We start from the raw sequence: 24,575 nt of genomic DNA, 5'->3' as shown, positions 1-24,575 counted from the left end.
CTGCACTGGTCACGCTTCCGACGACGCAGCCAGGCCCGAGCCCGCCGCTCCCACTACAAACACCGAGGCCACATCCTCCAGATGCGGTTGCAGTACTAGCCGCTCCGAGACGATCAGCCCGTCGGTGAGCTGGAGATTCTCCTGCATGGTGTACGGGACGACACGCAGTCCGTCGGTGAGTTCGGCGGCGGCGTACGCGGCCCCGCCGACGAGCCGCAGCAATTCGCGCAGCGGCTCCCACTCGGCGTGCCATGCCCCGGCAGGCCGCTCGTCCTCGGCGGCGAGCGATCCGTACAGCGTCGCAGCCAGGCCGGGGGCGCGTCGGGAGGCCGCCGCGATCAGCGTGGCGCGCACCGGGTCGGCCTTGTGCGGCATGGTGGATGGACCACCGTCCTGCCCCTCGGTGACCTCGCCGATCTCGGTACGGGACAGGGTGAGCACATCGGCCGCCAATTTACCGAGCGCGCCTGCCGTGAAGGCGAGCGCGCCCGCCAGGTCGGCGATCGGGGTACGCAGGCTGTGCCACGGCAACAGCGGTTCGGCCAGACCGAGTTCGTTCGCGAACGCTTGGAGCAGGGCCAGTCCAGGGCCGCCGTCGTGGGTATCGGTGGCGTCGTGCACGTCCGTGGTGGGCGCGAAGGCCTCGAAGGCGGCCAACGTTCCTGCCGCGCCGCCGAGTTGTGCGGGTAGCGATTCCCGTACGACCAACAGCCGGTCCCGTGCGTCGAGGATCAGCGCACGCCACCCGGCCGCCTTCAGCCCGAAGGTGATCGGCACGGCGTGCTGGGTGAGCGTACGGCCGGCCATCGGTGTGTTGCGGTGTGCGGCGGCGAGGCGTGCCACCGCGTCCGCGGCCCGTACCAGATCGTCGAGCACCGGCGCCAGCGTCCGTGCCGCGACCAGCATGGCGGCCGTGTCGAGGATGTCCTGGCTGGTGGCGCCCCGGTGCACATACGGCCGAAGGTCCTGGTCCACCGCGGCGACGAGGTCGACGACCAGCGGGATGACCGGATTGCCTCCCGCACGGGCGCGCAGCGCCAGATCCCGTACATCGAACCGGCTCGCGTCGGCCGACGCCGCGGTCACCGCCTGCCCGGCCGCGGCGGGAGCGAGCCCGCAGCCGGACTGGGCGCGGGTGAGCGCGGCCTCGGCGTCGAGCATCGCCTGCAGAAAGGCGCTGTCGCCGGTGGCCGTCTCGGCGGGGGAGCCGACCCGCCCGGGGGCGAGCAGTCCGGCATCGCTCTCGTGCATCAGCTGAACTCCAGGAAGACCGCTTCGCCGTTCCCGGTTGGGCGGAAGTCGAAACGGTGGGTGCAGGTCGCGGGTTCGTGGGTTCGCGGGTCCGTGGGTTCGCGGGTTCGCCGGTCCGCGGGCTCGCGGGTCCGTGGGTCCGCGGGTCCGTGGGTCCGTGGGTCCGTGGGTCCGCGGGTGTCGCGATCAGTGTGGCCCGGCGTTCGGCGTCCAGCGACTCGGATGAACCAGGCGTCCCTCGGCCTGCTCCCGGCGGGGAGCTCCACGAGTCCGGGGACTCTTCGGCCCCGCCGACGTCCGGCTCCGGCGGCAGGATTCCCTGTGCCGGGAGGGGCACTGGCCCGGCACTAGCCCTCGTCGCCCGCCCGGTAGATGCCGAACACCGCACCCTGCGGATCCCGTACCACCGCGATCCGCGGCCCGTCCGGAACGCTCGTCGGCGGCATCAGCAGTTCGCCGCCCGCCCCCTGCGCGGTGGCTGCCGTCGCATCGACGTCCGTCACGGCGAAGTACGGCTGCCAGTTCGGCGGCGTCTCCGGCGGGAAGCTGTCGTCCGTGATCAGCATGCCGCCGAAGTCCTCGTCGGCCACACCCCACTGCGTGTAGTTCTCCGATGCGGCATTCACCGTCCACCCGAAGACCGCGGGATAGAAAGTGAGCGCCGGGTCGGCCTCATGGGTGACGAGTTCGACCCAGCCGAGCGCGCCCGGGGCGTTCAGCCGCTCCGCGCCGGCGAAGGCGCGCCCCTGCCACAGCGAGAACACCGCACCGGACGGATCCGCGACCACCGCGAACCTGCCCTGGTCGAACACGTCCATCGGGCCGACCAGGAGCGAGCCGCCCGCCGACTTCACCTTCTCGACCGTGGCGTCCGTGTCCTCGCTGGCGAATGAGACCGTCCAGGCGGGCGTCTGTCCCGGCTGATAGATCGGACTGAGTGCGGCCACGCGCGCATCTCCGAGGTGCGCCATGGTGTAGCCGCCCGCCTCCTCGCGTGGATCGGTCTCGGGGCGCCAGCCGAAGAGTGCCGCGTAGAACGACTTGGCGGCAGGAATGTCGGTGGTGCTCAGCTCGATCCAGCAGGGACCGCTGGGTACCGGTTTGGTGAGCTTCATTCGGTTTCCTCCATGGACACATGGATGTGTACCTGTCTGTCCTTGTGCAGTTGAACGCTATGACCTTGCGGCGTGGGCAGCCATCGGTGCGGTGCCAGCGGCCTCACCGGAGCAAGTGTTTTACAGGTGTAATACCCGTTAATTTGGTTGGGTGAGCGATACAACCATCCGATCCCGGCAGCCCTCCGTGCGCGAGCTTCCGCCGGCAGCCCCGCTGCGCCTCGCCCGGCCCTCGGACATGTGGTTCCGGACCCGTCCCCGCCCCGCCGCCCGCCCCGGGCACGTCCGAGGAACTGTTCGGTAGCGACGCCGAACGGGCCGCCCTCCGCACCGCGAGCCGTTGCGACGCCCGTCGTGCACTGCTGCGCAGCCTCGCCCCGTGATCGGCGCCGGTGCGGGCATCCTCGCCGCCATGCTCGTGACCAACCGCCGGGCCGCCGGACGCCTCGAAAGTGCACTGGCTGCCACCGAACGGGCCCGCGCCCACGCCGTACACGCACTCACAGCACCGCAGCCGTCGCTCGCCGTCGGCAGCGCATGGCCGGAAGCAGCGCAGGACCGGCGGCGGCACCGGAAAGAAATCCCGCGCGGGTGTCGGTACGTCGCTGTAGCGTCCACCGTATGAAGCGCGCTGCCATGACGACGACGCCGGAGAGTGTCCCGGCGCGCTGACAGCTGTTCAGTCCGAAGCCCCGGGGCGAGTGCCCCGGGGCTTCGCCCTGCGGTCACTGCCCGATGACCGTGAGGAGACCGCCATGCACGACCACCGCAAGCTCGGCCGTGAGCTGGGCCTGTTCGACACCGACCCGCTGATCGGCGCGGGACTGCCGTACTGGCTGCCCGACGGTGCAGTCGTACGTCACACCCTGCAGGAGTAAATCCTCACCGCTGAACAGCGGGCGGGATACCGGCATGTGTACTCGCCGGTGCTCGGCAAGCGGGAGCTGTACGAAATCTCCGGGCACTGGTCGCACTACAGCGACGACATGTTCCCGCCGATGGACCTGGGCGGCGAGCAGGTCGTGCTGCGGCCCAGCCTGTGTCCGCATCGCGCGCTCATCTACCGCTCCCGCTCCCACAGCTACCGCGAACTGCCGCTGCGCATGGCCGAGCTGGGCGGCATGTACCGCTCCGAACTCTCGGGGGTGCTCGGCGGACTGACCCGTGTGAGGGCCATCCAGCTGAACGGCGCGCACGTCTTCTGCCCCCTGGACCAGGCCGCCGAGGAAGCGAGGTTGCCGTGCTTCCGTCCTTCAGTCATGAATGTGCTCCATTCGATCCACTTCGATCTCATGTGCGCTTGCCCCTCGGTGCGGGATGGAACGGATCACTTGCGAGGGTGAGTCGTTCGTCGCTTCCCTGCCCGACGTGCTTGATGCGCAACGGTGCTCTGATCAGGTCTTCGGGCAACTCCGCAGGCGTCCCGCCGTTCGGTACGCAGAGTGTCCCGCCTCGCGGATTCCCCCCTCTCGTCACTCCCTGTGCGCAATCGGAGGCGGTGCGTGCAAAAACTCGTGAGTGTATTACCGCGGGAGTGCTCGCGCAGGGGGTTGGGTGAATGTGCCGGAGCGCTGATTCGATCTGACTAAGCTCACGCGCAGTGAAGCCGAGTTGATGTGAATTCGAGCGCTTGTTCCCAAGTGTCCTGCAAGCGCCCCTACCTCCCGAATCAGCAGCCAGAGGTTTTAGATGGTTCGTGTTCAATCACCGCCGATCGAACGAGAAACCCCCGTCGTTCGCGCCATGTTGTTGCCCGTACTGCTGATGGGCGGCGCAACCGCCGCCGCGGTGGCACTGGTTTCCGCGGCCGCGCGGATACCAGTCGTCGTGTGCGGCGCGCTCGCCACCGTCGTGGTTGCCGCACTCACCGTTCAACTCGCCCGCAGGGCGCGCGATCTGCGTACTCAGCGCGCGGTGTACGAACGGCGCTTCGTCGACCTGGAGCGGCGCATCGCCACCCACGACGACGAGACCGTGCGGATCAGCAAGGAGCTCCTGCCGGCCGCCATCCACCGTCTGCGCGTGGGCAATTCGCCCGAAGAGGTGCTCCGGGACGTAGTCGACGCGGACGAGCTGTACCGCGACCTTCCCGACGCCCAACGCACTCTCGTCTACACGGTGCTGAACATCATCGACAACGAAGAGGCGATGCGTGACTCCGCGCAGCGCGCCTTCGTCAACGTCGCCCGGCGCGTCCAGGCGATCGTCCACCGCCAGGCGAGTGAACTGCGGGAGATGGAGGAGCACCACGGGCGCAACCCCGACGTCTTCGACGACTTGCTCCGCATCGACCACGGCACCGCGCTGATCGGCCGTCTCGCCGACTCCATCGCGGTACTCGGCGGCGCCCGCCCCAGCCGCCAATGGCCCAAGCCCGTACCGCTGTTCAGCGTGCTGCGCGGCGCCATGTCGCGAATCCTGGAGTACCCGCGCGTCGATCTGCACTCGATCGCCAAGGTCGCCATCATCGGCACGGCCGTCGAGCCGCTCATCCACGCCTGCGCCGAACTCCTCGACAACGCCACCCGCTACTCGCCGCCGCAGACCCGGGTGCACGTCACGGCCGTGGAGGTGCAGACCGGCATCGCCATCGAGATCGAGGACGGTGGCGTCTCGCTCAGCGAGGAGGCCCGCGCGCGGGCCGAGAACATGCTCGCCAGGGCCCAGGCCGGCTCCAGCATGAACGACCTCGGCGAGTCCCCGCGTCTCGGCATGGCCGTCGTCGGACGGCTCTCGCGGATGTACGACCTCCAGGTCTCGCTGCGGCAGTCCGCGTACGGCGGCGTCCGCGCCGTACTCATCGTGCCCCGCGTCATGATCACCACCGGACCTGCTCCCGGTATCGCCCACGGCATCGGCGCCACGTCGAGGCCCACCAGCGACATCGACCAGGAGGCCATGAAGCACGTCGTGCCGCCGCGCCGCAAACCCCGCCCCGTGGCCCAGCGCCCCGCCACCGGACCGGTCGCACCCGTCGCCCGGCCGGTCGTCCCCGTTGCCCGGCCGGTCGTCCCCGCGGCCGCCATGGAGGACGACGTCCCCGTGGTGACCGAGTGGACCGCGGGTGGGCTCCCACAACGCCGCAGCCGCGGTCGCGCCCCGCTGGGCTCGCACAATCTCCCCGCACAGCCCGTCAACCCCACCGCAGGACAGCGCAACGGCCACACCAACGGCCATGGCCAGGGGAACGACAGCGGCAAGGAGCAGCCCCCCGGACTCTGGCTGGAGGCCTTCACCAACGCCGTCAACGGCGTGCCGCAGGAGCCGAAGACCGACGAAAACTCTGACGACGCCCGGGACAAGGGAGACCTGAAGTGATCCAGCAGCGGGGAAATATGGACTGGATGCTCAAGGAACTGGCCGACGACGTGCCGGACATCCACCAGATCGTGGTGCTCTCCGCCGACGGTCTGCGCATCGCCCGGCACGGCGGCGACCCCGATGTCGCCGACCGTCTCGCGGCGGCCTGCGCCGGACTCCAGAGCCTGGCCGCAGCGGTCGCCTCCGAAATCCCTTACAGCGACGGCCTCATGCGCCTGGTCGTCATCGAAGTCACCGGCGGCTTCTTCTACTTGATGGCCGCCGGAACCGGCGCGTACCTCGCGGTCCTGGCCGGTGAGACGGTCGACGCGGGGCTTGTCGGGTCGCGGATGCGCGACATGGTCGTCAGGATCGGTGCCCACCTGACGAGCCCGCCGCGCCATGACGGGCAGGCCGGATGAACTCTCCCCGACGAGAACGCCGAAAGGCCGATCCGGCACTGAGCGACCCGGAACGGCTGTATGTGATCACCGGCGATCTTGACGGCAGCGAGCGGGCGCCGCTCGACCTGGTCACGATGGTCGTCGCGAAGGCCGAGCCGACGCCGACGGTCCAGCCCGAACAGGCCGTGATCCTGCGGCTCTGCCAGGCGCCGCTATCCGTCGCCGAGATCTCGGCGTACCTCGGTCTGCCCTTCAGTGTGGTGACGTCGCTCCTCACGGAACTCCTCGCGACCGAACTCATCGAATCGCGCGCGCCCATCGTCCGCGCCACCCTCCCGGACAGGTCCCTTCTCGAAGCGGTGATGCATGGACTTCAGAAACTCTGACACGATCACCGGCCCCCGGAGCGAGGACGTCCTTCCCACCACGGCGACAGCCGCGGTGAAGGTCGTGATCGTCGGCGGATTCGGGGTCGGCAAGACGACCATGGTCGGATCCGTCAGCGAGATCCGTCCGCTGACCACCGAAGAGACCATGACCCAGGCCGGAATCGGCGTCGACGACAACTTCGGGGTGGAAAGCAAGACCGCCACCACCGTCGCCATGGACTTCGGCCGGATCTCCATCACAGAGGAACTGATCCTCTATCTGTTCGGCACCCCGGGCCAGGAACGGTTCTGGTTCCTGTGGAACGGCCTGTTCGAAGGAGCCCTCGGTGCGGTGGTCCTCATCGACACCCGCCGCCTCGAAGTCAGCTTCGACGTCATCGGACGGCTGGAGGAGCGCGGCGTGCCGTTCGTCGTCGCAGTCAACACCTTCCCCGACGCCCCGAAGCACCCCGTCGAGGCGCTGCGCAGCGCCCTGGATCTCCCCGAAGAGGTTCCGGTGATCGACTGCGATGCCCGGCTGCGCACCTCCGGCCGCGACGTATTGATGACCCTGATGCGCTATCTGCACAGTCTGGCCCTCCCGCTCGCCTGACCGCAGCACACCCCCCCGCGCGTCCCCATCCGTCTGGTCCTTGGAATCCTGATCCCTGGAGCGATCGTGACAACCCCATTCCACTACGAGCCCGGAGCGGCCCAGGGGCCGGTTCCGCCCCCCGAGTGCCCGGCCCACGGCCTCGGTATCGGCCCCGGCGGACTGCACCGGCTCTACGGCCCGGAGGCCGAGCGGGACCCCCACGGGCTGTACGACAAACTGCGCGCCGAACACGGCAGCGTGGCCCCCGTACTGCTGCACGGAGACGTACCCGCCTGGCTGGTCCTCGGGCACAGCGAGAACCTGCACATGACCCGCACCCCCTCGCAGTTCTCCCGCGACTCGCGGCGGTGGCGGGCCCTGCGGGACGGCACAGTCGCCCCGGACCATCCGCTCGCCCCGATCTTCACCTGGCAGCCGATCTGCGCCTTCGCCGACGGCGCCACCCACGAACGCCAGCGCGGCGCCGTCACTGACAGCATGGGCCGCATCGACACCCGCGGGGTCCGCCGCCACGTCAACCGCTACAGCAACCGGCTCGTCAACGACTTCTGCCAGGAAGGCCGCGTCGACCTGGTCAGCCAGTTCGCCGAGCGGCTGCCGATGATGGTGATGTGCGCGATCCTCGGCATGCCCGAGGAGTACAATGACCGGATGGTCCAGGCAGCCCGCGACATGACCCGCGGCACGGCGACCGCCGTCGCGAGCAACGCCTACGTCCTCGAAGCGCTGACCCGGCTCGTCCAACGCCGCCGGCGCGAACCCGCGGACGACTTCGCCACCTGGCTCGTCGAGCATCCTGCGGGGATGAACGACCAGGAAGTCAGTGAGCATCTGAGGCTGATCCTCATCGCCTCCTACGAGGCGACCGTCAACCTGATCGCCAACGTCCTGCGCATGGTGCTCACCGACCCCCGCTTCCGGGCCAGGCTCAGCGGCGGCCATATGACGGTGCCCGAAGCGGTCGAGCAGACGCTGTGGGACGAGCCGCCGTTCACCGCGGTCTTCGGCCGTTGGGCGGTCGGCGACACCGAACTGGGCGGCAAGCAGATCAAGGCGGGCGACGCCCTGATTGTCGGCATCGCCCCGGCCAACACCGATCCGGTCGTACGACCCGACCTCAACGCCGACATGGAGGGCAACCGCGCCCATCTCGCGTTCAGCGGGGGCCCCCATGAATGCCCCGGGCAGGACATCGGGCGCGCCATCGCGGACGTCGGTGTCGATGCCCTGCTGATGCGGCTCCCCGACCTCGAACTCGCCGTTGACGAGAGCGAGCTGAGGTGGATCGGGAACATCCTGGGCCGGCACCTGGTGGAGCTTCCGGCGGACTTCGCCGTGCGTGCGCCGCAGGACGACAAGGAACCGCCGTCCATGGGGAGGCCGAACCCGCCGCGCCAGGACTGGGAGGCGCAGCCGACGGTCCGGCACACCGCCCCCACACCCGTACGCGCTCCCAGTACGGCCCCGGCTCCTGCCGCTATGAGTGCGTCGGGTGTGACAGGCATGACAGGTGTGACGGGTGTGACGTCCACGGCGGCGGCCACCGACGAGTCCGGGGGCACGTCCGTCGGGCAGTCCGCCGCCGGCCGGATCCCGCAACAGAGCAGCGGAACCGCACCCGCGAGGCTGTGGCGGGCCGTTTCGCACTGGTGGAGCGGCAACTGACCCGACCGCGCCCGTCGGGGCGGAGGCGACACCGATCACTCACCGGCCCGGTGGCCACGGACCCACACGTCCGTGGCCACCGGGCCGGTGCCGTGGCCACCGGGTGGAAGTCGTTCCGTCCGGAGTCGCGCGGGCCCCGTCCGGGCCGCCCCCCCCGTACCATGCGGAAGCGTGAAGCTGACAATTCTGGGCGGCGGCGGATTCCGGGTTCCACTCGTGTACGGGGCGCTGCTCGCCGATCACGCCGAGGGCCGCGTGTCCGCGGTCACCCTTTACGACACCGACGCCGACCGGCTCACCGCCATCGCCCGGGTGCTCGGCGAACAGGCCGCGAACGTCCCGGACGCGCCGACTGTCAATGCCACCACCGAACTCGACGAGGCACTGCGCGGCGCCGACTTCGTCTTCTCGGCGATCCGTGTCGGCGGCCTCGAAGGCCGGGCCGCCGACGAGCGGGTCGCCCTCGATGAAGGTGTACTCGGCCAGGAGACGGTCGGGGCAGGGGGGATCGCGTACGGGCTGCGCACCGTGCCCGTCGCCGTCGACCTCGCGCAGCGCATCGCCCGGCTCGCCCCGCACGCCTGGGTCATCAACTTCACCAACCCGGCCGGTCTGGTCACCGAGGCCATGTCCCGTTACCTGGGCGACCGGGTCATCGGCATCTGCGACTCCCCGGTGGGCCTCGGCCGCCGTATCGCGCGGGTGCTCGGCGCCGACCCCGACCGGGCCCAAATCGACTACGTCGGCCTCAACCATCTGGGCTGGGTCCGCGGACTGCGTGTCGACGGCCGCGACGAACTCCCGCGACTGCTGGCGGACCCGGAACTCCTCGGCTCCTTCGAGGAGGGCAGGCTCTTCGGCGTCGACTGGCTGCAGTCGTTGGGTGCCATTCCCAACGAGTATCTGCACTACTACTACTTCAACCGGGAAGCCGTACGCGCCTACCAGGACGCTGAACAGACCCGCGGCGCCTTCCTCCGCGAGCAGCAGGAGGGCTTCTACACCCGGATGAAGGACCCGGCCGCCCCGGCACTGCCGTCCTGGGACCGCACCCGCGCCGAACGCGAAGCCACCTACATGTCGGAGAACCGGGAGGTCGCCGGGGTTGGTGAGCGGGACGAAAGCGATCTGGAGTCCGGCGGTTACGAGAAGGTGGCGCTCGCCCTCATGCGGGCCGTCGCCCGCAATGAACGGACCTCGCTCATCCTCAACGTCCGCAACCGCACGACGCTTTCCGTGCTCGACGCGGACGCCGTCATCGAGGTGCCATGCCTGGTCGACGCGAACGGCGCCCATCCCGTCGCCGTCGACCCGCTTCCGTACCACGCCGTCGGTCTGGTCACCGCGGTCAAGGCCGTCGAGCGCGCGGTGCTGGACGCTGCGCAAAGCGGCTCACGTGCCACCGCCGTAAGAGCCTTCGCGCTGCATCCGCTGGTCGATTCGGTGTCCGTGGCCGGACGCCTTTTCGACGGATACACGAAGGTTCATCCCCAACTCGCCTATCTGAACCGGCCCTAGTCGTGCGCCGAAGCGGTCACGAAGTCCGGTTGGAAGGAAAGGAGTTCGCTGCTGACAAGGAGATGGAGCTGGGCGTCCAGCCACGCGTCGGAAGGGGCCGTGAGGCCCTCCTCGTTCAGCGAGGCTCCGTCGTCCAGCGTGTCGAGGAAGGCGCGCAGCAGGGTCGCGGCACGGGCCAGGCCGGTGCGTGACAGCGCCGTCGCCGCCTCGTCGATACGGGAGCGGGCGGGGCTGTTCAGATGGCGCAGTCCGCTGTGCGGCACCGCCGACATTGCGGATATCGCCTCGTCCAGCACCGCCGTCAGCGGATCGGACGGACGGCGCACCGCCGCTGCCAGGGCCGTGGAACCGTCACCGGGGGCGAGATCGGGCACGATCACCCCGGCCGGGGTGAGCACTGCGATCGGATCGATCCGGATTCCTCCGCCGGAGCGGTGCACCGAACCACTGACATGCGTGGCACCACCCTCCAGCGCATCGGCCAGGGCGTCCAAGGCACCGGGGCACTCCGGCCGGTAGCCCGACGTCACCAGCACGGGGGTCCCCGAGGCATCGCGCACGACGGCTTCGAGCCGCTGTTCGGCGGGGTCGTAACCGACGCTCTCCACCTGTGACAGTGCGACGACATGGACCGCCTCCGCCTCGACCCGCGGCCGGATCAGCCGGGGCGGCCTGCCCTCCCAGCCCGCAGTCAGCGCGGACAGATCCCGTACGAGCAAGGGTTCCGGCAGCTCCGTCCAGGCGGCGCCGACAGGGGTGATCGTCGTCGTGCCGAGTCGGCCCCGGGCGATTGTCAGTGCGCGGCTCGCCGTGCGCCGCACGCTTTCGCTGACCAGGCTTCCGGTGGCCAGCGAGCTCAGCGGGGTGGCGAGGACGCGGCGGGTGGCCAGCCGGTGGCCGGTGAGCTCCTTGCCCTCGGCCGCCGTCCAGGTCTTGCGGAGGACGAGGACGGTGCCCGCGCCGGGATGAGCGAAATACACCTCGGAGACCAGGGACTGCGCCGTTCCGTGGATGCGGCAGCCGAGCGAGGTGAGCCGGACCCGGCGCAGCGGGGTGTCCCCGGATTCGCGGGTGCCCAGTACGCCGGGGAGCGTCGCGGCCCGCCGCCGTGCGTGCAACTCGGCGAGCAGCGCGGCGACCAACTCCGGGCGGTAGTGGGCAGTACGGTCGGCGTAAGCCGTGAGCTGGTCCGACAACTCGGCGAGCGCGCCCGCGGGCCAGTGCAGCGACTCGGCGGTCAGCCCGGCACCGGCACGAGCCAGGGCTCCGCCGTGGACCGGTCCGACATGGGCCACGCCCTCCGCCAGCAGCTCATCCGCCAGCCCCACGGCCGCGTCGAGCGAGGGCCGGGCCGTGGCCGGTGCGGTGGAGCGTCCGCCGACCTGGACGGGGACGGACCGCTCGTCGGTCCCCGCTGCGTCGGCCGCCCGGAATGCCCATACCGCGAGCGCCACCACCTCGCCGCGCAGGGCGGCTGCCGCATCTGTCAGCGCGTACGCGATCTCGTCGGGGACGGGGAAGCGCACCGTGCAGGTGGGGAGTTCGACCCGGGGCTCGGGATGGTCCGGGGACGGACGATGCACAACGGCGGCGTATCCCCGTTCGAAGGTGCGACGGGCCGCGGCGAGCGGACGGGCGCCTACGGCTTCGGTGAGGGCCGCGTCGTCGGTGCTGCCGGGGGACCAGTCGGTGACGGGGGCGGCGGCGCTGTTCGGTTCGGCCTCGGACACGCGCTGATAGGCCAGCACCAGAGCGATGAGATGGCGGCACACGCCTGGTGCGGCGCAGCTGCAGTCGCCGCTGTCCAGACCCGTACCGGGCGGCAGCGACGTGGTGGTGCCGTCGTCGAAGCGGGCCCGCACCGTGGTGTCCGGGTCTGTTGTGGGAGTGGGCACCGTGCCCGCGTCCAGCTCCTTCGTGGCTCGTTTGACCAGGCCGCGGTTGGCCAGGGCCGCGAGGGTGTCCGCAGTGAGGGCGAGCAGATCGGGGCGCGCGGCGACGGCGCCGGTCAGCGCGTCGGTCATCGGCCCAGCCTCTCGGCGACGAACTCGGCGAGGCGGCCCGGTGTCATCGCCCCGATGTGTGCCCCGGCCCCGGCGAGCCGCCCGGCCAGTTGACGGTCGTACTCGGGGTTGGCGTCCTCGTCGAGCGCGGCCAGGCCCAGCACGGTGGTGCCCTGCTCCACCAGCGCCCGCACCGCGCGCAGCAGCCGGTAGGGGTCGCCGCCCTCGTAGAAGTCGGTGACCAGCGCGACGATCGTGCGCCGCGGGTTCTCCACCAGCCCCGCGCCGTACTCCACGGCGCGCGCGATGTCGGTACCGCCGCCCAGCTGGACCCGCATCAGCAGCTCGACCGGGTCGGTCACATCCGAGGTCAGGTCCACCACCTGGGTGTCGAAGGCGACGAGATGCGTCTTGAGACCGGGCAGGCCCCACAGACACGCGGCGGTCACCGCGGAGTGGATGACCGATCCGGCCATCGAGCCCGACTGATCGACCAGCAGGATCAGTTGCCAGTGCGTCACATGGCGTCGGGTACGGGAGTGGAAGTGGGCGCGCTCGATGAGCAGGCGCCGCTCGGTCGACTGGTAGTGGGCGAGGTTGGCCCGTACCGTCTGCCGGAAGTCGAAGTCCCTGGCCAGTGGTACCCGGCTGGGCTTGCGGGAGCGCGTGCCGTGGAATGCTCGGCGGATCTCCGGCTGGAGCTTGGCCAAAAGCTGTTTCACCACCGATTCGACGATGCGCCGGGCCAGCCGCAGCACCTGCGGGTTCATCAGATGCTTGGTGCGCAGCACGGCCCGCAGCAGCGTCGCACTCGGCTCGACCCGTTCCAGCACCGCGGGGTCGGTGACGATCTCCTGGATGCCGTACCGCTCGACGGCGTCCCGTTCCAGGCGCTCGATGGTCTCCTTCGGGAAGAGCCGGTGGATGTCGTCGAGCCAGTCGACGGCGGTCACCGCGGACGGGCCGTCCCCGCCTTGCCGGGGGGTGTTGCCCGAGCGGCGCACACCGCGTCTGGTGAGGTCGGGGTCGCGTCCGTAGAGCCAGTCGAGTGCGGCATCCCGGCCGTCGTTGCCCGGTTCCAGCGGTCCGGTGTGCCGTTCGGCGGCGGAGCCGAGGACCAGCCGCCAGCGTTCCAGCCCCGGGTCGGGAGCTGCGCCGGGACCTTCCCCGGGCATGGGTGCCCGGCCGGGTACGTGTTCGGGCGTGGTCATGGGGTGGCTCCCAGTTCATAGCCGGCCAGCAGTCGGGACACGGACTCCTCCAGCGCGCGGGCCCGGGCGATCAGCAGCGGGTCCTCGGTGGTCCGCAGCAAGGAACGCGACGAGCCGCGCACCCCACGCCGTTCCAACAGGCGACCGGCGATCCGGTCGCGTTCGCGTGGCGGGAAGAATGCGAAGGCCTGACGCAGTGCGGGCAGACCCGACAGGAACGCGTCATCGGGCAGCGCACAGACCAGGCTGTCCAGCACATCGATCAGCGACTCCGCTCCGCCGCCGGCCTCCTTGCCGCTCTCGTTCCCCCCGGCGCCCGTCACCTCGTCGCGGGCCAGCGCGAACAGTCCGGCCAGCCAGTCGCCGAGCGCGTCCATACCAGCGGTCGCCACCATACGTACCGCCTCGGCCGGATCCCCCCAGGCGGCCGAGACCTGCTCAAGGGCCCGGTTCAGTCCGAACGCGGCCCCGCGCAGATCGACCGGTGCCTCCGGATCGCCGCTGATCCGCCATGCGATCGCGGTCGCCGTTTCCCGGGGGACGGAGAGCAGCTGCGGCGCGTGCAGCACCGCGTCCCGCACCGCGACCACGGCCCGCAGGCGAGGGAAGTCCACCCCTGACGCACCGCGCGCCCCCTCCAGGAGCCACAGCAACCGCTCCGTCGCCCCGTCGATCACAGCGGCGAGCAGCGGACCGTGCGCCACCCCGAACACTCGGTCGTGCCGCCACAGGCCCAGGGCTGTGGCGAGTATGTCTCCGAGCGGTCCGGTGATCTTCAACTCACGGACACGGAAGGCCAGTTCGCCGAGCAGTTGTTCCGAGAACCCGTCCATGCCGCACAGCACGGCATCGAACAGCGACCGGGCCAGGTCATCGGCCTCGGCCTCGGCGCCCCGCGTCCGCTCGGCTAGCGCGGCCGCCGCCGCCTCCGCCAGGGTCGCGCCGTACGCCCCCGCCTCCACCAGCGCGGCCTCGCGCCCCGCGACAGGCTGCGCCTCCCAGCGTTCGGTGAACACCGGGTCGATTCCGTGCTTGGGACCGGCGGTCCGCCCGTGACCGGGAATCCCCAGCACCCGTAGCCGGTGCAGCACCCGGCTGCGCTCCAGATCAGTGGCGTCCGTGAGATCCAGCCGGTAGGAGGCCTCGGGGCCGCCGTCGAGCGCCAGCCCGGCCAGCCGCGCCGCCACATCGTGTACCAGGGGCGGCGCCGGAGTGCCCGGATGCAGCTGCCCGGTGCGGTCGCCGCTGCACGCCGCCACCATCTCGACGACCGCGGGATGCGCACCCGTCGTCAGCATGCCCCGGCCCGTCCAGGGTAGTGGGCGGTCCAGGTCGTCCGTGATCAGGGCGCCCGCGAGGCCGTCCAGCACATCGATCCTGGCGGGGTGCGGATGACCGCGCAGCGTCGTGAGCCCCTGGGCCAGACTCCGCGCGGCGATCAGATCGGAGGTGGACACCGGGAATCTGCGCGCCCGCAGCCGCTCGACGACCACACGCAGCAGACCGTCCGCCGCGGCCTCGGGGCCCGCTTCCCACACCTGCTGGTAATAGCCGGGCGACGGCATTCCCGACTGGTACCCCGCGAAGGCGTCCAACTGCCGGAAGGAGTAAGGCACGAGGAAACTTCCGGCCATGGCCCCGTCCGGCGGGGCGGGCACCTGCGGCCACCCGTCCCCGCCCCGTTCCCAGTCGTCACTGCTCGTGCCGCTCTGCCCACCGGTTTCGGTGAGCGCACGGAGCGCGGGCTGATGGAAGCCACCGGTCACCACCAGCACAGGCCGGTCCCCGGCCATCTCGACCGCCGCCCGGACCCACGCCGCCATGTACGCCTCGCGGGCCCGGTCGCCCGCATCGGCCTCCGCGTCACCGCGCACCAGGGCGAAGTACGCGTCGAGCCGTTCGGCGAGACCGTCGTCCGGCTCCACCTCGAACAGTCGGTCCCACAGGGCGTCCGAGGAGTCCACCGCGAAGTGCCGGCACAGCCGCTCCGTCGCCTCCGCGTAACGGACCTCCGCATCGGCATAACGGTTGGTGCGCTCGGCGAACGCCGGATGCCAGGCCGGCAGATCGATGAAGCGGACCTCCGCCCCGGCCGCCCGCCCCGCCCGCAACGCGACCCACTCGGGCGAGTAGTCGCACAGCGGTGCCCAGGACGTCGCGGCACGGTCCCCGTCGCGGTAGTGGCTGAACACCGCGACCGGCAGCTCATGCCCGAGCAGCAGCTCATCCAGTCGGCTGTTCATCTCGGCAGGACCCTCGATCAGCACCTGGGCGGGTCGAAGCTCCCCGATGGTCCGCTCGACGAGCCGTGCGCAGGCGGGGGAGTGGTGACGGACCCCCAGGAACACCGCGGCCATCAGTCGGCCAGCAGATGGCGTGCGTCGTACAGGGCCTTCCACGCCGGGCTGCGACGGCGCGGCACCTGCTGCTCCAGATAGCGGCGCAGCCGGGCCAGGTCCTCCGGGCTGTCCTTCGCCGCCGTCCCCGCCAGACACGCCACCACATCGGCGGCACTGCCTGGCTCGCCGCGCAGGAACCAGCCGCGCACGCCCACGGCATGGGCGACCGAGACGGCCTCGGCGGTACTCATCACCGCCGAAGGACGGTCCGAGCCCCCACCGGGCCCGCCCTTCTCGCCGGCCCCCGCGCGCAGTTCCCGGAACGTACCGACCAGGACCTCCAGTACATCCCGGTCCGGCGGCGGCTCCACTCCCGAACGCCGCAGCAGCGTCGTCACCTCCGCCTCGACGAGTGCCAGTTCGGTGTCCAGGTCGGGAATCGGGAACACTGTCTCGAAGTTGAACCGCCGCTTGAGCGCCGCACTCATCTCATTGACGCCCCGGTCCCGGGTGTTGGCCGTCGCGATGACATTGAATCCCTGCCGGGCGAAGACCATGCCTTCCGGTCCGGTCAGCTCGGGGATGGCCACCACCCGTTCGGAGAGCAGCGACAGCAGCGAGTCCTGCACCTCCAGCGGACAGCGGGTGATCTCCTCGAACCGCACGAGCCTGCCCTCGGCCATGCCGCGCAGCATCGGAGCCGGGACGAGCGAACGGGTGGAGGGGCCCTCGGCGACCAGCAGCGCGTAATTCCAGCCGTACTTGATCTGGTCCTCGGTGGTGGCCGCGCCACCCTGCACCGTCAGCGTCGAGTCCCCGCTGACCGCGGCCGCGATCAGTTCGGACAGCAGAGACTTGGCGGTGCCCGGCTCCCCGACCAGCATCAGTCCACGGCTCGTCGCCAGCGTCACCAGCGCACGGTCCACCAGCGACGGGTTGCCGACGAACTTCCGGCTGATTCCCGCGCCCGCGTCACCGATGACAAAACGGCGTGCCGCACGCAGGCTCAACTCCCACCCCGGGGGCCGGGGATCACGGTCGTCGGCGCGCAGCGCCGCCAGCTCCTCGGCGTACCGCACCTCGGCCGGTGGTCGCTGTACCCGAACCGCGTCGCCGTCCGAAGCTTCGGCATGCGTCTCGTTCCGTACGGTCATGATGCGATGCCCTCAGTGAGTTCCGCCAGGTCGCCGAGGAGTTCGGACACGGTCACCGCGTCCAGGTCGGCGAAACGGAGCAGGTGGCTGCGACTGTCCCAGTGATCACTGGGCCGGCTGTCGAGCCAGACCGTTTCGAGGATCTGGTCGGGGAACATGTCGACCACCCCGACCGCGATGCCCTCGTACAGCGCGATCACCAGATAGCAGTCGTCGGCCAGCCGCTTGGAGATCCAGCGCTCCACCCCGGCGTCCTGCGGCGCCCCGCGTTCCCAGCCGCGCCGCTCCAGCCCCAGGACCTTCCCGGTCGGCACCTTGAGCCCCTCGAACCTGGTGAGCCGGTAGCCCGTCATCTCCTCCTCGGACAGCGCGAACACGGAGCGCCCGAGCTGTGCGAACGGCTGAAGGATCTCGTAGTCGGCGAACACCTCGGACCAGGCGGTCAATTTCTCCCCGAGGTGCAGCGGGTGCGCGAGCCGCACGGTCGCATCATCGGCCAGGGCGAAGACATCGTCCTCCGCGTCGGCGAACGTACGGTCCTCCGCGACCCGGAACGCCGTGTGCACCCCGTCGTCCGTCTCGCTCAGCCACACCAGTCGGCGCACCAGATGCCACAGCAGCGGATGACCGACGAACAGCTCCTGGAACTCCTGGGCCGTCCAGGAACGCCCTGTCACCATCGCGGCCTCCAGCCGGCGCACCTGGTCGGAGGCGATCGTCCGGACGTCTTTCTTGAGCGCCATGAAGCGCTTGCGTTCAGCCGGGGCGAGCTCCGCGTCGTCCCGGACTCCCGGCTGCGGCAGATCCTTGCGGCGCTTGCCGTCACCGTCCAGTACGTACGGCCGCAGCTGTTCGTCGAAGCCGACCGTGAACGTACGGGTGCCGTAGTCGACGACTGCCGAACCGTTCGCGTCCAGACCGAAGTCCGGCACCAGACGGTCGGAGAGCTGTTCCCCGGTCAGCCCCAGCCCCGCGGCGACCTCGGCGATCTTCTCCTGGGCCCGTACCTTCAGCGCCTTGAACTTCACCCGCTGCGAGATGCCGTGCAGATGAAGCAGCGCGACATCACTGCCGATGGACGCCAGCACATCGAGACCCTCCACCGCCCGGTGGTGCGCGCCCTCACCGGGCCAGGACCGGATGACCGGTGTGAGTCGGCGGACCGTCTCGTCGTCGCCCAGCAGTCCCAGCGCGTGCAGCGCCCACGATTCCTTCGCGGGCAGATTGGCAAGCTGCCACTGCTCGAACAGGGCCCAGGCGAACTCGGCGAGCGAAACGTCATCGGCCGTTTCGATGAGCGAAGCGACCCCCGGATACACCTCGCCGGGCTTCGACAGCGCCAGCATCGTCAGGGCATGACGCACCGACTGCACCGGCAACGCACCACCGGACCGGACCACGATCTGGGGCAGCAGCGAGGGCTCCGTCCAACCGGGCAGTACGGGCATCTTGGCGGGCAGCGCTCGCTCCAGCGGGTCCGCGGCCAGCAGCACCTCCACCGCGGCCAGCGCCTGCGCGCCGTACGCCCGGGCGGCATCGCGCACCACGGTGTCGCCGTGCGCTGTAGCGATCAGCGTCAGCGCCTGTTCGGCGGCGCGCCGAGCGGCGCCTGTCTTGCCCACGGCGTCCGGCACCAGGAGCGGGGCAGCCGCGACGCCGTGCCGGGTGAACCAGGAACGGGCCGTGGTCGCAGTGGACTTGAGGCGCACCGCCCAGTCCGCCATGTGTCGGGCGACCTGTACATCGACGAACGGGAGCAGCAGCGGGGCGAGTGCACCGGGCTGCCGGGGCACGGCGCGCAACAGCAGCGGCAGAGCAGCGAGGCCGAAGCGGGCGGCGATCGGCTTGAGGGTGTCCTCGCCGTCCCACAAGTCGGTCGGATCCCAGGTGGCGAGCAGCGGTGCGACCAGTTCCTCGGGTCCGTGCACGAAGACCCAGGCCGGCCGCAGGTCGCCCAGGCTCAAGTCGTGGTGCAGGGTGGCGGTGTCCTTCTCCCAGTCGCTGTTGTCGCGCTTGGTCGTGTACCAGGAGGAGGCGGCCGCCCATGTGGCCTGTTCCTCGGGCAGCCACTCCAGCGAGGGCTCGGACACCGGGGTCAGCCCCGTCACGACCGTGGCCTTGGCGCGGGTGAGGGGCCGGGACCACGGCGGCGCCGTCAGGACGGTCGGCAGGGCGTCCGCGGGTGCGTCGGGGATCAGGTCTGTCGGGTTGAGCAGCGGTTCGACGATCTCCACTACCTCGGCGTCCAGCTCCCCGAGTGCGAGCGAGACCAGTTCGTGGTGGGCGCCGATATGACCGCGCAGCAGTTGCAGCGTCCGGCTGGACGACGCGGCCGCGCTGCCGCGAACATCGGCGGCCAGCAGTCGTACCGCACGCACCGGATAGCGGCGCATGGCGTCGAGGAGAGCGGGGCGGACGTGCTTCGAGTCCGCGTGGGCGAGCAGGGCGAGGAAGGCCTCGTCGGTGGGAAGCTCGACCAGGGAGTTGGCGGTGAGCTTCACGCCGTCGGAGTAGTAGTGGTTGCCGTTGAGGGAGTCGGCCAGCAGTGGAGCGATCGCCCCTCCGATGCCCTCGGCCACTGTCGCGATGAACGCGACGCCGTCGGTGAAGACCGGCCGGAAGGGGAACTGCGTCATCTGGTCGGCCGAGTTCAGTGAGCTGAACACCATGGCGTGCAGGGTGCGGTCCTGCTCCGCGCTCACTTCGGGATCCGCGCAGAGCTCGTCGACCCAGCCGGTCTCACTCGGCACCAGATAGGAGACGATGATCTTGCGCAGGGCGTCGGTGCGGCACTTGGCCAGCACCTCGACCGCCGCCCGGTAGGTCTCCTCGTCGGTCGCCGCGAGCAGCGCACGGACCCGGTCCATCGGCAATCTGCGGTCCCTCGCCCAGTACGCATGGCGCGGGCCTGCGAGTGCCTCCAGCCGGGGCTCGCTCCGCCGGTGGCCGCTCTGGTGCCAGTTGGCATCGACCGAGAACATCTCGACCGCGGCCCGTGCGGCGAACGGCAGACCGTAGCGCCCGGACCAGTGGTCCGCCCACGCGGAGTCGGGCACGGGAAGCCTGACGACCGCGGCCATGACGGCCGCTCCGACCGGCGAAGGACTTCCGGCGACATGCGCCCGCAGATGGTCGGCCAGTCCGGCATCCGAACGCGGGGCGTCCATGAACTCCTGGATCCACGCGGTCTCTTCGGTGATCCGGTCCTCGACCTTGCCGAGCACCTCCTGCCGCGCCTTGCCGGGCGCCCGGCGCACTCCGCCGCGCCGGGGGTGGAGCGTTCGCCGCCAGCTCGCGGGAAGTACGAAGGTGTCCTCGTCCGGCAGAGCAAGAGCGTCCGCTTCGGGAAGCGCAGGAGAGTCCCCTCCGGGAACCGCGCCTGGCGCTGTCGCAGTCGCCGCGGCAGCCCCTGTGGCCGTTGCGGTCCCCGCAGCCGAAGCCCCCACCTCGCGGTACCCCTTCTTCTCCTTCTCCGCGATCGTCTTGAGGACCTGCGCCGCCGCGGCCTCGGCCGACGCGTACTCCTTCGTCTGCGTACGTCCGTCGCTTCCGCACCGCCCGTAGCGCACCGTCACCACAGCGCCCTCGGCCTCGGTTTCCCAGAACTTCGACGCACTGCCTTCGACGTACTCCCAGCGGCGCACGGCTCCGCCCCCTTCACACCCGGACAGCCCGCCTGCCGCGGGCTTTCGATCAGTGGTTCCACAGTAGAACGGACCACTGACAACGCAGCGTGACCGAGGTGTCCGGCAGGAATGAAGCAGCAGGTCAACGGGCTGACAGCTCACTGCCGGACGTGCCCGCGGACGGGGCGTCAGCAGTTTGTCGGCTGGGACATACCGAGCCGAGGGAGCGGGGGATTCCTCACCGGGACCCCGTGCTCTCGGCCGCGTCAGGGAGCGGAGACGGCTCGTGCGCCGCCGGACGGCGCCCACGACGGCGTCACACCGGTGACCTGGCACACCATCAGGAAGAGCGGGATGGGTGGGGTGTATGGCGTGCGGTTGTCGGGCTGATGGATCAGCCGGGGCCGCACCGCCGGAACGTACGCCCCTTTCGCATAGGCGGCCTGCGAGGGCCAGTCCAGATAGAGGTCGGATCCCGCGGGCACGATCCACCACCAGCGGTCGGCGTCCGCGAAGACGCAACCGGTGCGTGGCAGATGGGACATCAGCCGGAAGCCGTACCGGGACGGCATCCCCACCGCGTCGCAGCCCAGGGTCGCCGAAAGCGTGGGCGGCAGTGGCAACTGCACCGTGCCCGCGTCGGCGCCGCGCCGGGGCTCGCGGGAGCGGCGCGTTCCGAGCAGATGGGACATCGCGTTCTTCAACATGACCGCTCCGAGCCGTGCGGCAGTTCTGCCCAGACGATGCGGCCCGAGCCGTTGCCCGCGTCGCGGGAACCCCAGGAGCTGCTCATCGCGTCGACGAGCAGCAGGCCGCGTCCGTGTTCGTCATCGGCGGTGCGGCACAGCTGTGGCCCGCCGGGCTGGTGTCCTTGGTCCTGTACGGCTATGCGCAGCCGTCCGTCGAGGCATCGCAGTTCGCATACGACGCGAGCGCTCATGGTGTGGACCACCGCGTTGGTGACCAGTTCGGACACGATCAGGATTGCCGCCTCGTGCGCGTCCCCGTCCAGCCGCCACTCATCGAGCCGTGCCCGCGTCAGCCGCCGTGCACCGGCCACCGACTCGGGGCGCGCGGGCAGCACGAAGCAGTACCGGAGCGCTTCCGTCCCGGGCCTGAGATCCATGAGCCGGGGGATGAGCGCAGTGCCAGGTGCCACGACCGATTCCTCACAGTGGGGGCTGCGTCACACTCAGCGATCTCGAAATGAGGGCGTCCGTGACTACGTGAACTGGTTCGCTCACCAACTCTCCCCCTGTCGAGAACACTTGGCAAGGGGCACTCTGAAAATTTCAGAGTGACTGTGTCTTGGATCGCCTGCGCATGGCACACTGCTGGCAAACAGCGCATCGGGAGGTCTGAAGTGAGCGAACCGCGGTCCGCCCCGACCGTCGGTCAGGTCGTTCTCGGCAAGCGCCTGCAGGAACTGCGGGAGCGTGTCGGCCTGAGCCGTGACCAGGCTGCCAAGGTGCTGCGGGTCGCACCTGCGACGATACGCAGGATGGAGACCGCCGAGGTCGCTCTCAAGATCCCCTATGTCCAACTGCTGCTGAAGGCGTACGGGATCGCCGACGACGAGGCCGACGCCTTCGTGGAGCTCGCCGAGGAGGCCAATAAACCCGGCTGGTGGCAGCGCTTCCACGATGTGCTGCCCGATTGGTTCAGCATGTACGTCAGCCTGGAGGGCGCCGCGAGCCTCCTGCGCATGTACGAGCCGCACTTCGTCCCCGGACTGCTGCAGACCGAGGACTACGCGCGCTCGGTGATGCGCACCGGAGCCGTCGGCCAGACCAGACCCGAGGACATCGAACGTCACGTGGCGCTGCGGATGCAGCGCCAGTCCCTGCTGACCAGACCGGACGCCCCGAAGCTGTGGGTGGTGATGGACGAAACGGTGCTGCGCCGGCCCGTCGGCAGCGTCGACGCCATGCGCCGGCAGATCGACCGGCTGCTCGAAGCGACCGAGATGCCGCATGTGACGCTGCAGATCGCGGAATTCTCGACCGGTCACCATCCGGGCACCTACGGCCCCTTCGTCCTCTTCCGCTTCGGCGTCCCCGAACTCCCCGACATGGTTTACAGCGAGTACCTGACCGGAGCCGTCTACTTCGACGCGCGCCCCGAGGTGGCCTCCTACCTCGAAGTCATGGACCGCATGGCGGCTCAGGCCGCAACTGCACAACGCACGAAGGAAATCCTCCAGGACTTCCGCAAGGAGCTTTGATGGAACCCATATACAACGGCATGCCGGCTGCCGAACTCGGCTCCGATGGCTGGTACAAGCCGTGGAGCGGTGGGAACGGAGGCAATTGCGTCGAGGCCATGAAGCTGTCCGACGGAAGAGTCGCCGTACGCCAGTCCGCCGATCCTGACGGCCCCGCCCTGATCTACTCCCACCGTGAGATCGCCGCCTTCATCCAGGGGGCCAAGTCCGGCCAGGCGGACTTCCTTCTCACCTGAATCCGTGGCCTTCTCAACCGAATCCGCAGCGCCGGAGCCCGTCCCCGCTCCACACTCTTGTTGTTCGCCGACTTATGGACCCATGGAGCGCGCTATGACCGGGCACGAGCCCCCAGCCGTCGAGATCGACACCACCAAGCCGCATTCCGCCCGGATGTACGACTGGTTCCTCGGCGGCAAGGACAACTACCCGGTCGACGAACAGATGGCCCGGCAGCTGCTGTCCCTCGACGCCAGAGGGCGCGACATGGCCCGGGCCAACCGGGCCTTCATGCACCGGGCCACCCGATGGCTCGCCGAGAACGGCATCCGCCAGTTCCTCGACATCGGCACCGGCATACCCACCGAGCCCAATCTCCACCAGATCGCCCAGCGGACCGCCCCGGACGCACGCATCGTCTACTGCGACAACGACCCGATCGTCCTCGCGCACGCGGCGGCCCTGCTGCGCTCCACCCCACAGGGCGCCACCGAGTACATCCAGGCCGACGCCCGCAAGCCGGAAGTCATCCTCGAACAGGCCGGCAAGGTCCTCGACTTCGACAAGCCGATCGCGCTGTCGCTGCTGGCCCTGCTGCACTTCCTGGACGACGAGGACGGCGCGGCCGAGCTCGTCGATCGCCTGGTCGAGCGGCTCCCCTCCGGCAGCTATCTGGTGCTCTCGCACACCACCGGGGACTTCGACCCCGAGGGCGCGGCGCAGGCGTCCGCCATGTACAGGGCTCGCGGAATGACGCTGCGCCTGCGGACCCACGCCGAAGTCAGCACGTTCTTCCGCGGACTCGAGCTCGTCGAGCCGGGTGTCTCGCTCTCCGTGGACTGGCACCCGGAGCTCGGCGAGGTCATCGACGTCCCCGGCGGCGAGCCGATCCCGGGCTACGCGGGCGTGGCCCGCAAGGCCTGACCGTCCCGTCCCGCGCCTCGACGTGCTCACCCGCGTCGGCGGACTCGGTACGACGACGAACCTGCGGGCCCGGCTCCGCCGCCGCACCGGACTGCCTCCCAGCGACTACCGTCGCCGGTTCGCCCCGGCCTGCTGAGCCGCTCGGGCCGCAGGTGACAATGGACTCATGTCACGACGCACCTCACGACCGAGGCGGTCCGTCACCGCCGGAGCGCGGCCTTCCGCGATCACCGCGGACTCGCCGTGCCCGTGCGGCCTGCCCGCCACCTACGCGGACTGCTGCGGTCGACTGCACGCCGGGACCGTCGCCGCGCCGACCTGCGAGGCGCTGATGCGCTCCCGGTACGCCGCATTCGTCGTCCGGGACGAGGCGTACCTGCTCCGTACCTGGCACCCCGGGACCCGGCCGCCCGCCGTCGACTTCGATCCCGGGATGCGGTGGGTGCGCCTGGAGATCTTGGAGAAGACGGACGGCAGCGCGTTCCACACCACGGGCACGGTCACCTTCCGTGCGCATTACACGGACAACGGGCGGCCGGACTCGCTCCATGAGAAGAGCCGCTTCGTCCGGGTCGGGGGCGCCTGGGTGTACTCGACCGCGGACTTCTCCGACTGACCCGGCCGTGCGGTGACCGGGACCG

General features: G+C 70.3%; 19 protein-coding genes and 1 pseudogene. 11 read left to right on the top strand and 9 right to left on the bottom strand.

The genetic code is table 11. The features are described from left to right. Positions 1 to 9 precede the first annotated feature (9 nt). On the bottom strand, positions 10 to 1,251 hold the full coding sequence (gene pcaB / locus ACZ3IC_RS21275) for a 3-carboxy-cis,cis-muconate cycloisomerase (RefSeq protein WP_467418160.1): 1,242 nt from the start codon (positions 1,249 to 1,251) through the stop codon (positions 10 to 12). Between the two features lie 347 nt (positions 1,252 to 1,598). Continuing rightward, positions 1,599 to 2,366, bottom strand: a complete 768-nt coding sequence (locus ACZ3IC_RS21270) for a VOC family protein (protein WP_467418159.1) — start codon at positions 2,364 to 2,366, stop codon at positions 1,599 to 1,601. Between the two features lie 755 nt (positions 2,367 to 3,121). Between ACZ3IC_RS21270 and ACZ3IC_RS21265 the strand changes: the two are divergent. From ACZ3IC_RS21265 to ACZ3IC_RS21235, 7 genes and pseudogenes are all read left to right on the top strand, one after another. Then, positions 3,122 to 3,601 (top strand): annotated as a pseudogene (locus tag ACZ3IC_RS21265) (aminoacyl--tRNA ligase-related protein); the annotation flags it as partial. 454 nt (positions 3,602 to 4,055) lie between these two features. Next, the gene (locus tag ACZ3IC_RS21260) at positions 4,056 to 5,684 is read left to right on the top strand and encodes a sensor histidine kinase (protein WP_467418157.1); all 1,629 of its coding nucleotides are present in this window, start codon (positions 4,056 to 4,058) and stop codon (positions 5,682 to 5,684) included. Then, entirely contained in the window at positions 5,681 to 6,088 is a 408-nt protein-coding gene (locus ACZ3IC_RS21255) for a roadblock/LC7 domain-containing protein (protein WP_093896207.1), read from the top strand. Before ACZ3IC_RS21260 ends, ACZ3IC_RS21255 begins: the two co-directional genes overlap by 4 nt. Next, positions 6,085 to 6,456: a DUF742 domain-containing protein gene (locus ACZ3IC_RS21250; protein WP_467418154.1), complete on the top strand. Its 372-nt coding sequence runs from the start codon at positions 6,085 to 6,087 to the stop codon at positions 6,454 to 6,456. The genes ACZ3IC_RS21255 and ACZ3IC_RS21250 overlap by 4 nt, the downstream gene beginning before the upstream one ends. After that, on the top strand, positions 6,437 to 7,051 hold the full coding sequence (locus tag ACZ3IC_RS21245) for a GTP-binding protein (protein ID WP_467418153.1): 615 nt from the start codon (positions 6,437 to 6,439) through the stop codon (positions 7,049 to 7,051). The genes ACZ3IC_RS21250 and ACZ3IC_RS21245 overlap by 20 nt, the downstream gene beginning before the upstream one ends. Positions 7,052 to 7,117: 66 nt before the next feature. Continuing rightward, complete coding sequence (locus tag ACZ3IC_RS21240; RefSeq protein WP_467418151.1) at positions 7,118 to 8,719, top strand: cytochrome P450; 1,602 nt, start codon at positions 7,118 to 7,120, stop codon at positions 8,717 to 8,719. Between the two features lie 171 nt (positions 8,720 to 8,890). Then, positions 8,891 to 10,237: a 6-phospho-beta-glucosidase gene (locus ACZ3IC_RS21235; RefSeq protein ID WP_467418150.1), complete on the top strand. Its 1,347-nt coding sequence runs from the start codon at positions 8,891 to 8,893 to the stop codon at positions 10,235 to 10,237. On the opposite strand, the gene ACZ3IC_RS21230 is transcribed toward ACZ3IC_RS21235, so the two are convergent. From ACZ3IC_RS21230 to ACZ3IC_RS21200, 7 genes are all read right to left on the bottom strand, one after another. Further along, positions 10,234 to 12,261: a hypothetical protein gene (locus ACZ3IC_RS21230; RefSeq protein WP_467418149.1), complete on the bottom strand. Its 2,028-nt coding sequence runs from the start codon at positions 12,259 to 12,261 to the stop codon at positions 10,234 to 10,236. The genes ACZ3IC_RS21235 and ACZ3IC_RS21230 overlap by 4 nt on opposite strands. Then, positions 12,258 to 13,451 carry a VWA domain-containing protein gene (locus ACZ3IC_RS21225; RefSeq protein ID WP_467418147.1) on the bottom strand — a complete coding sequence of 398 codons (1,194 nt, stop codon included), beginning with the start codon at positions 13,449 to 13,451 and terminating at the stop codon, positions 12,258 to 12,260. The genes ACZ3IC_RS21230 and ACZ3IC_RS21225 overlap by 4 nt, the downstream gene beginning before the upstream one ends. Continuing rightward, on the bottom strand, positions 13,448 to 15,808 hold the full coding sequence (locus tag ACZ3IC_RS21220) for a DUF5682 family protein (protein WP_467418145.1): 2,361 nt from the start codon (positions 15,806 to 15,808) through the stop codon (positions 13,448 to 13,450). The genes ACZ3IC_RS21225 and ACZ3IC_RS21220 overlap by 4 nt, the downstream gene beginning before the upstream one ends. After that, entirely contained in the window at positions 15,808 to 16,944 is a 1,137-nt protein-coding gene (locus ACZ3IC_RS21215; RefSeq protein WP_467418144.1) for an AAA family ATPase, read from the bottom strand. The genes ACZ3IC_RS21220 and ACZ3IC_RS21215 overlap by 1 nt, the downstream gene beginning before the upstream one ends. Further along, the gene (locus ACZ3IC_RS21210) at positions 16,941 to 20,588 is read right to left on the bottom strand and encodes a DUF4132 domain-containing protein (RefSeq protein WP_467418143.1); all 3,648 of its coding nucleotides are present in this window, start codon (positions 20,586 to 20,588) and stop codon (positions 16,941 to 16,943) included. Before ACZ3IC_RS21210 ends, ACZ3IC_RS21215 begins: the two co-directional genes overlap by 4 nt. 248 nt (positions 20,589 to 20,836) lie before the next feature. Further along, a complete protein-coding gene (locus ACZ3IC_RS21205; RefSeq protein ID WP_467418142.1) occupies positions 20,837 to 21,277 on the bottom strand; it encodes a hypothetical protein in 441 nt (146 codons plus the stop codon). Further along, complete coding sequence (locus tag ACZ3IC_RS21200; RefSeq protein ID WP_467418141.1) at positions 21,271 to 21,729, bottom strand: ATP-binding protein; 459 nt, start codon at positions 21,727 to 21,729, stop codon at positions 21,271 to 21,273. Before ACZ3IC_RS21200 ends, ACZ3IC_RS21205 begins: the two co-directional genes overlap by 7 nt. Before the next feature lie 204 nt (positions 21,730 to 21,933). Between ACZ3IC_RS21200 and ACZ3IC_RS21195 the strand changes: the two genes are divergently transcribed. The 4 genes from ACZ3IC_RS21195 to ACZ3IC_RS21180 all read left to right on the top strand — a co-directional run bounded on the left by ACZ3IC_RS21195 (position 21,934) and on the right by ACZ3IC_RS21180 (position 24,550). Continuing rightward, positions 21,934 to 22,794, top strand: a complete 861-nt coding sequence (locus tag ACZ3IC_RS21195) for a helix-turn-helix domain-containing protein (protein WP_467418140.1) — start codon at positions 21,934 to 21,936, stop codon at positions 22,792 to 22,794. Then, a complete protein-coding gene (locus tag ACZ3IC_RS21190; RefSeq protein ID WP_467418139.1) occupies positions 22,794 to 23,030 on the top strand; it encodes a DUF397 domain-containing protein in 237 nt (78 codons plus the stop codon). The genes ACZ3IC_RS21195 and ACZ3IC_RS21190 overlap by 1 nt, the downstream gene beginning before the upstream one ends. A gap of 94 nt (positions 23,031 to 23,124) precedes the next feature. Continuing rightward, entirely contained in the window at positions 23,125 to 23,934 is an 810-nt protein-coding gene (locus tag ACZ3IC_RS21185) for an SAM-dependent methyltransferase (protein WP_467418137.1), read from the top strand. A gap of 166 nt (positions 23,935 to 24,100) precedes the next feature. Continuing rightward, entirely contained in the window at positions 24,101 to 24,550 is a 450-nt protein-coding gene (locus ACZ3IC_RS21180; RefSeq protein ID WP_467418135.1) for a YchJ family protein, read from the top strand. The last annotated feature ends 25 nt before the right edge of the window (positions 24,551 to 24,575 follow it).

Source organism: Streptomyces sp. NPDC002958, assembly GCF_055563255.1.
Note: the sequence above shows the minus strand (reverse complement) of the source record. Positions and strands in the feature narration are given on the sequence as shown.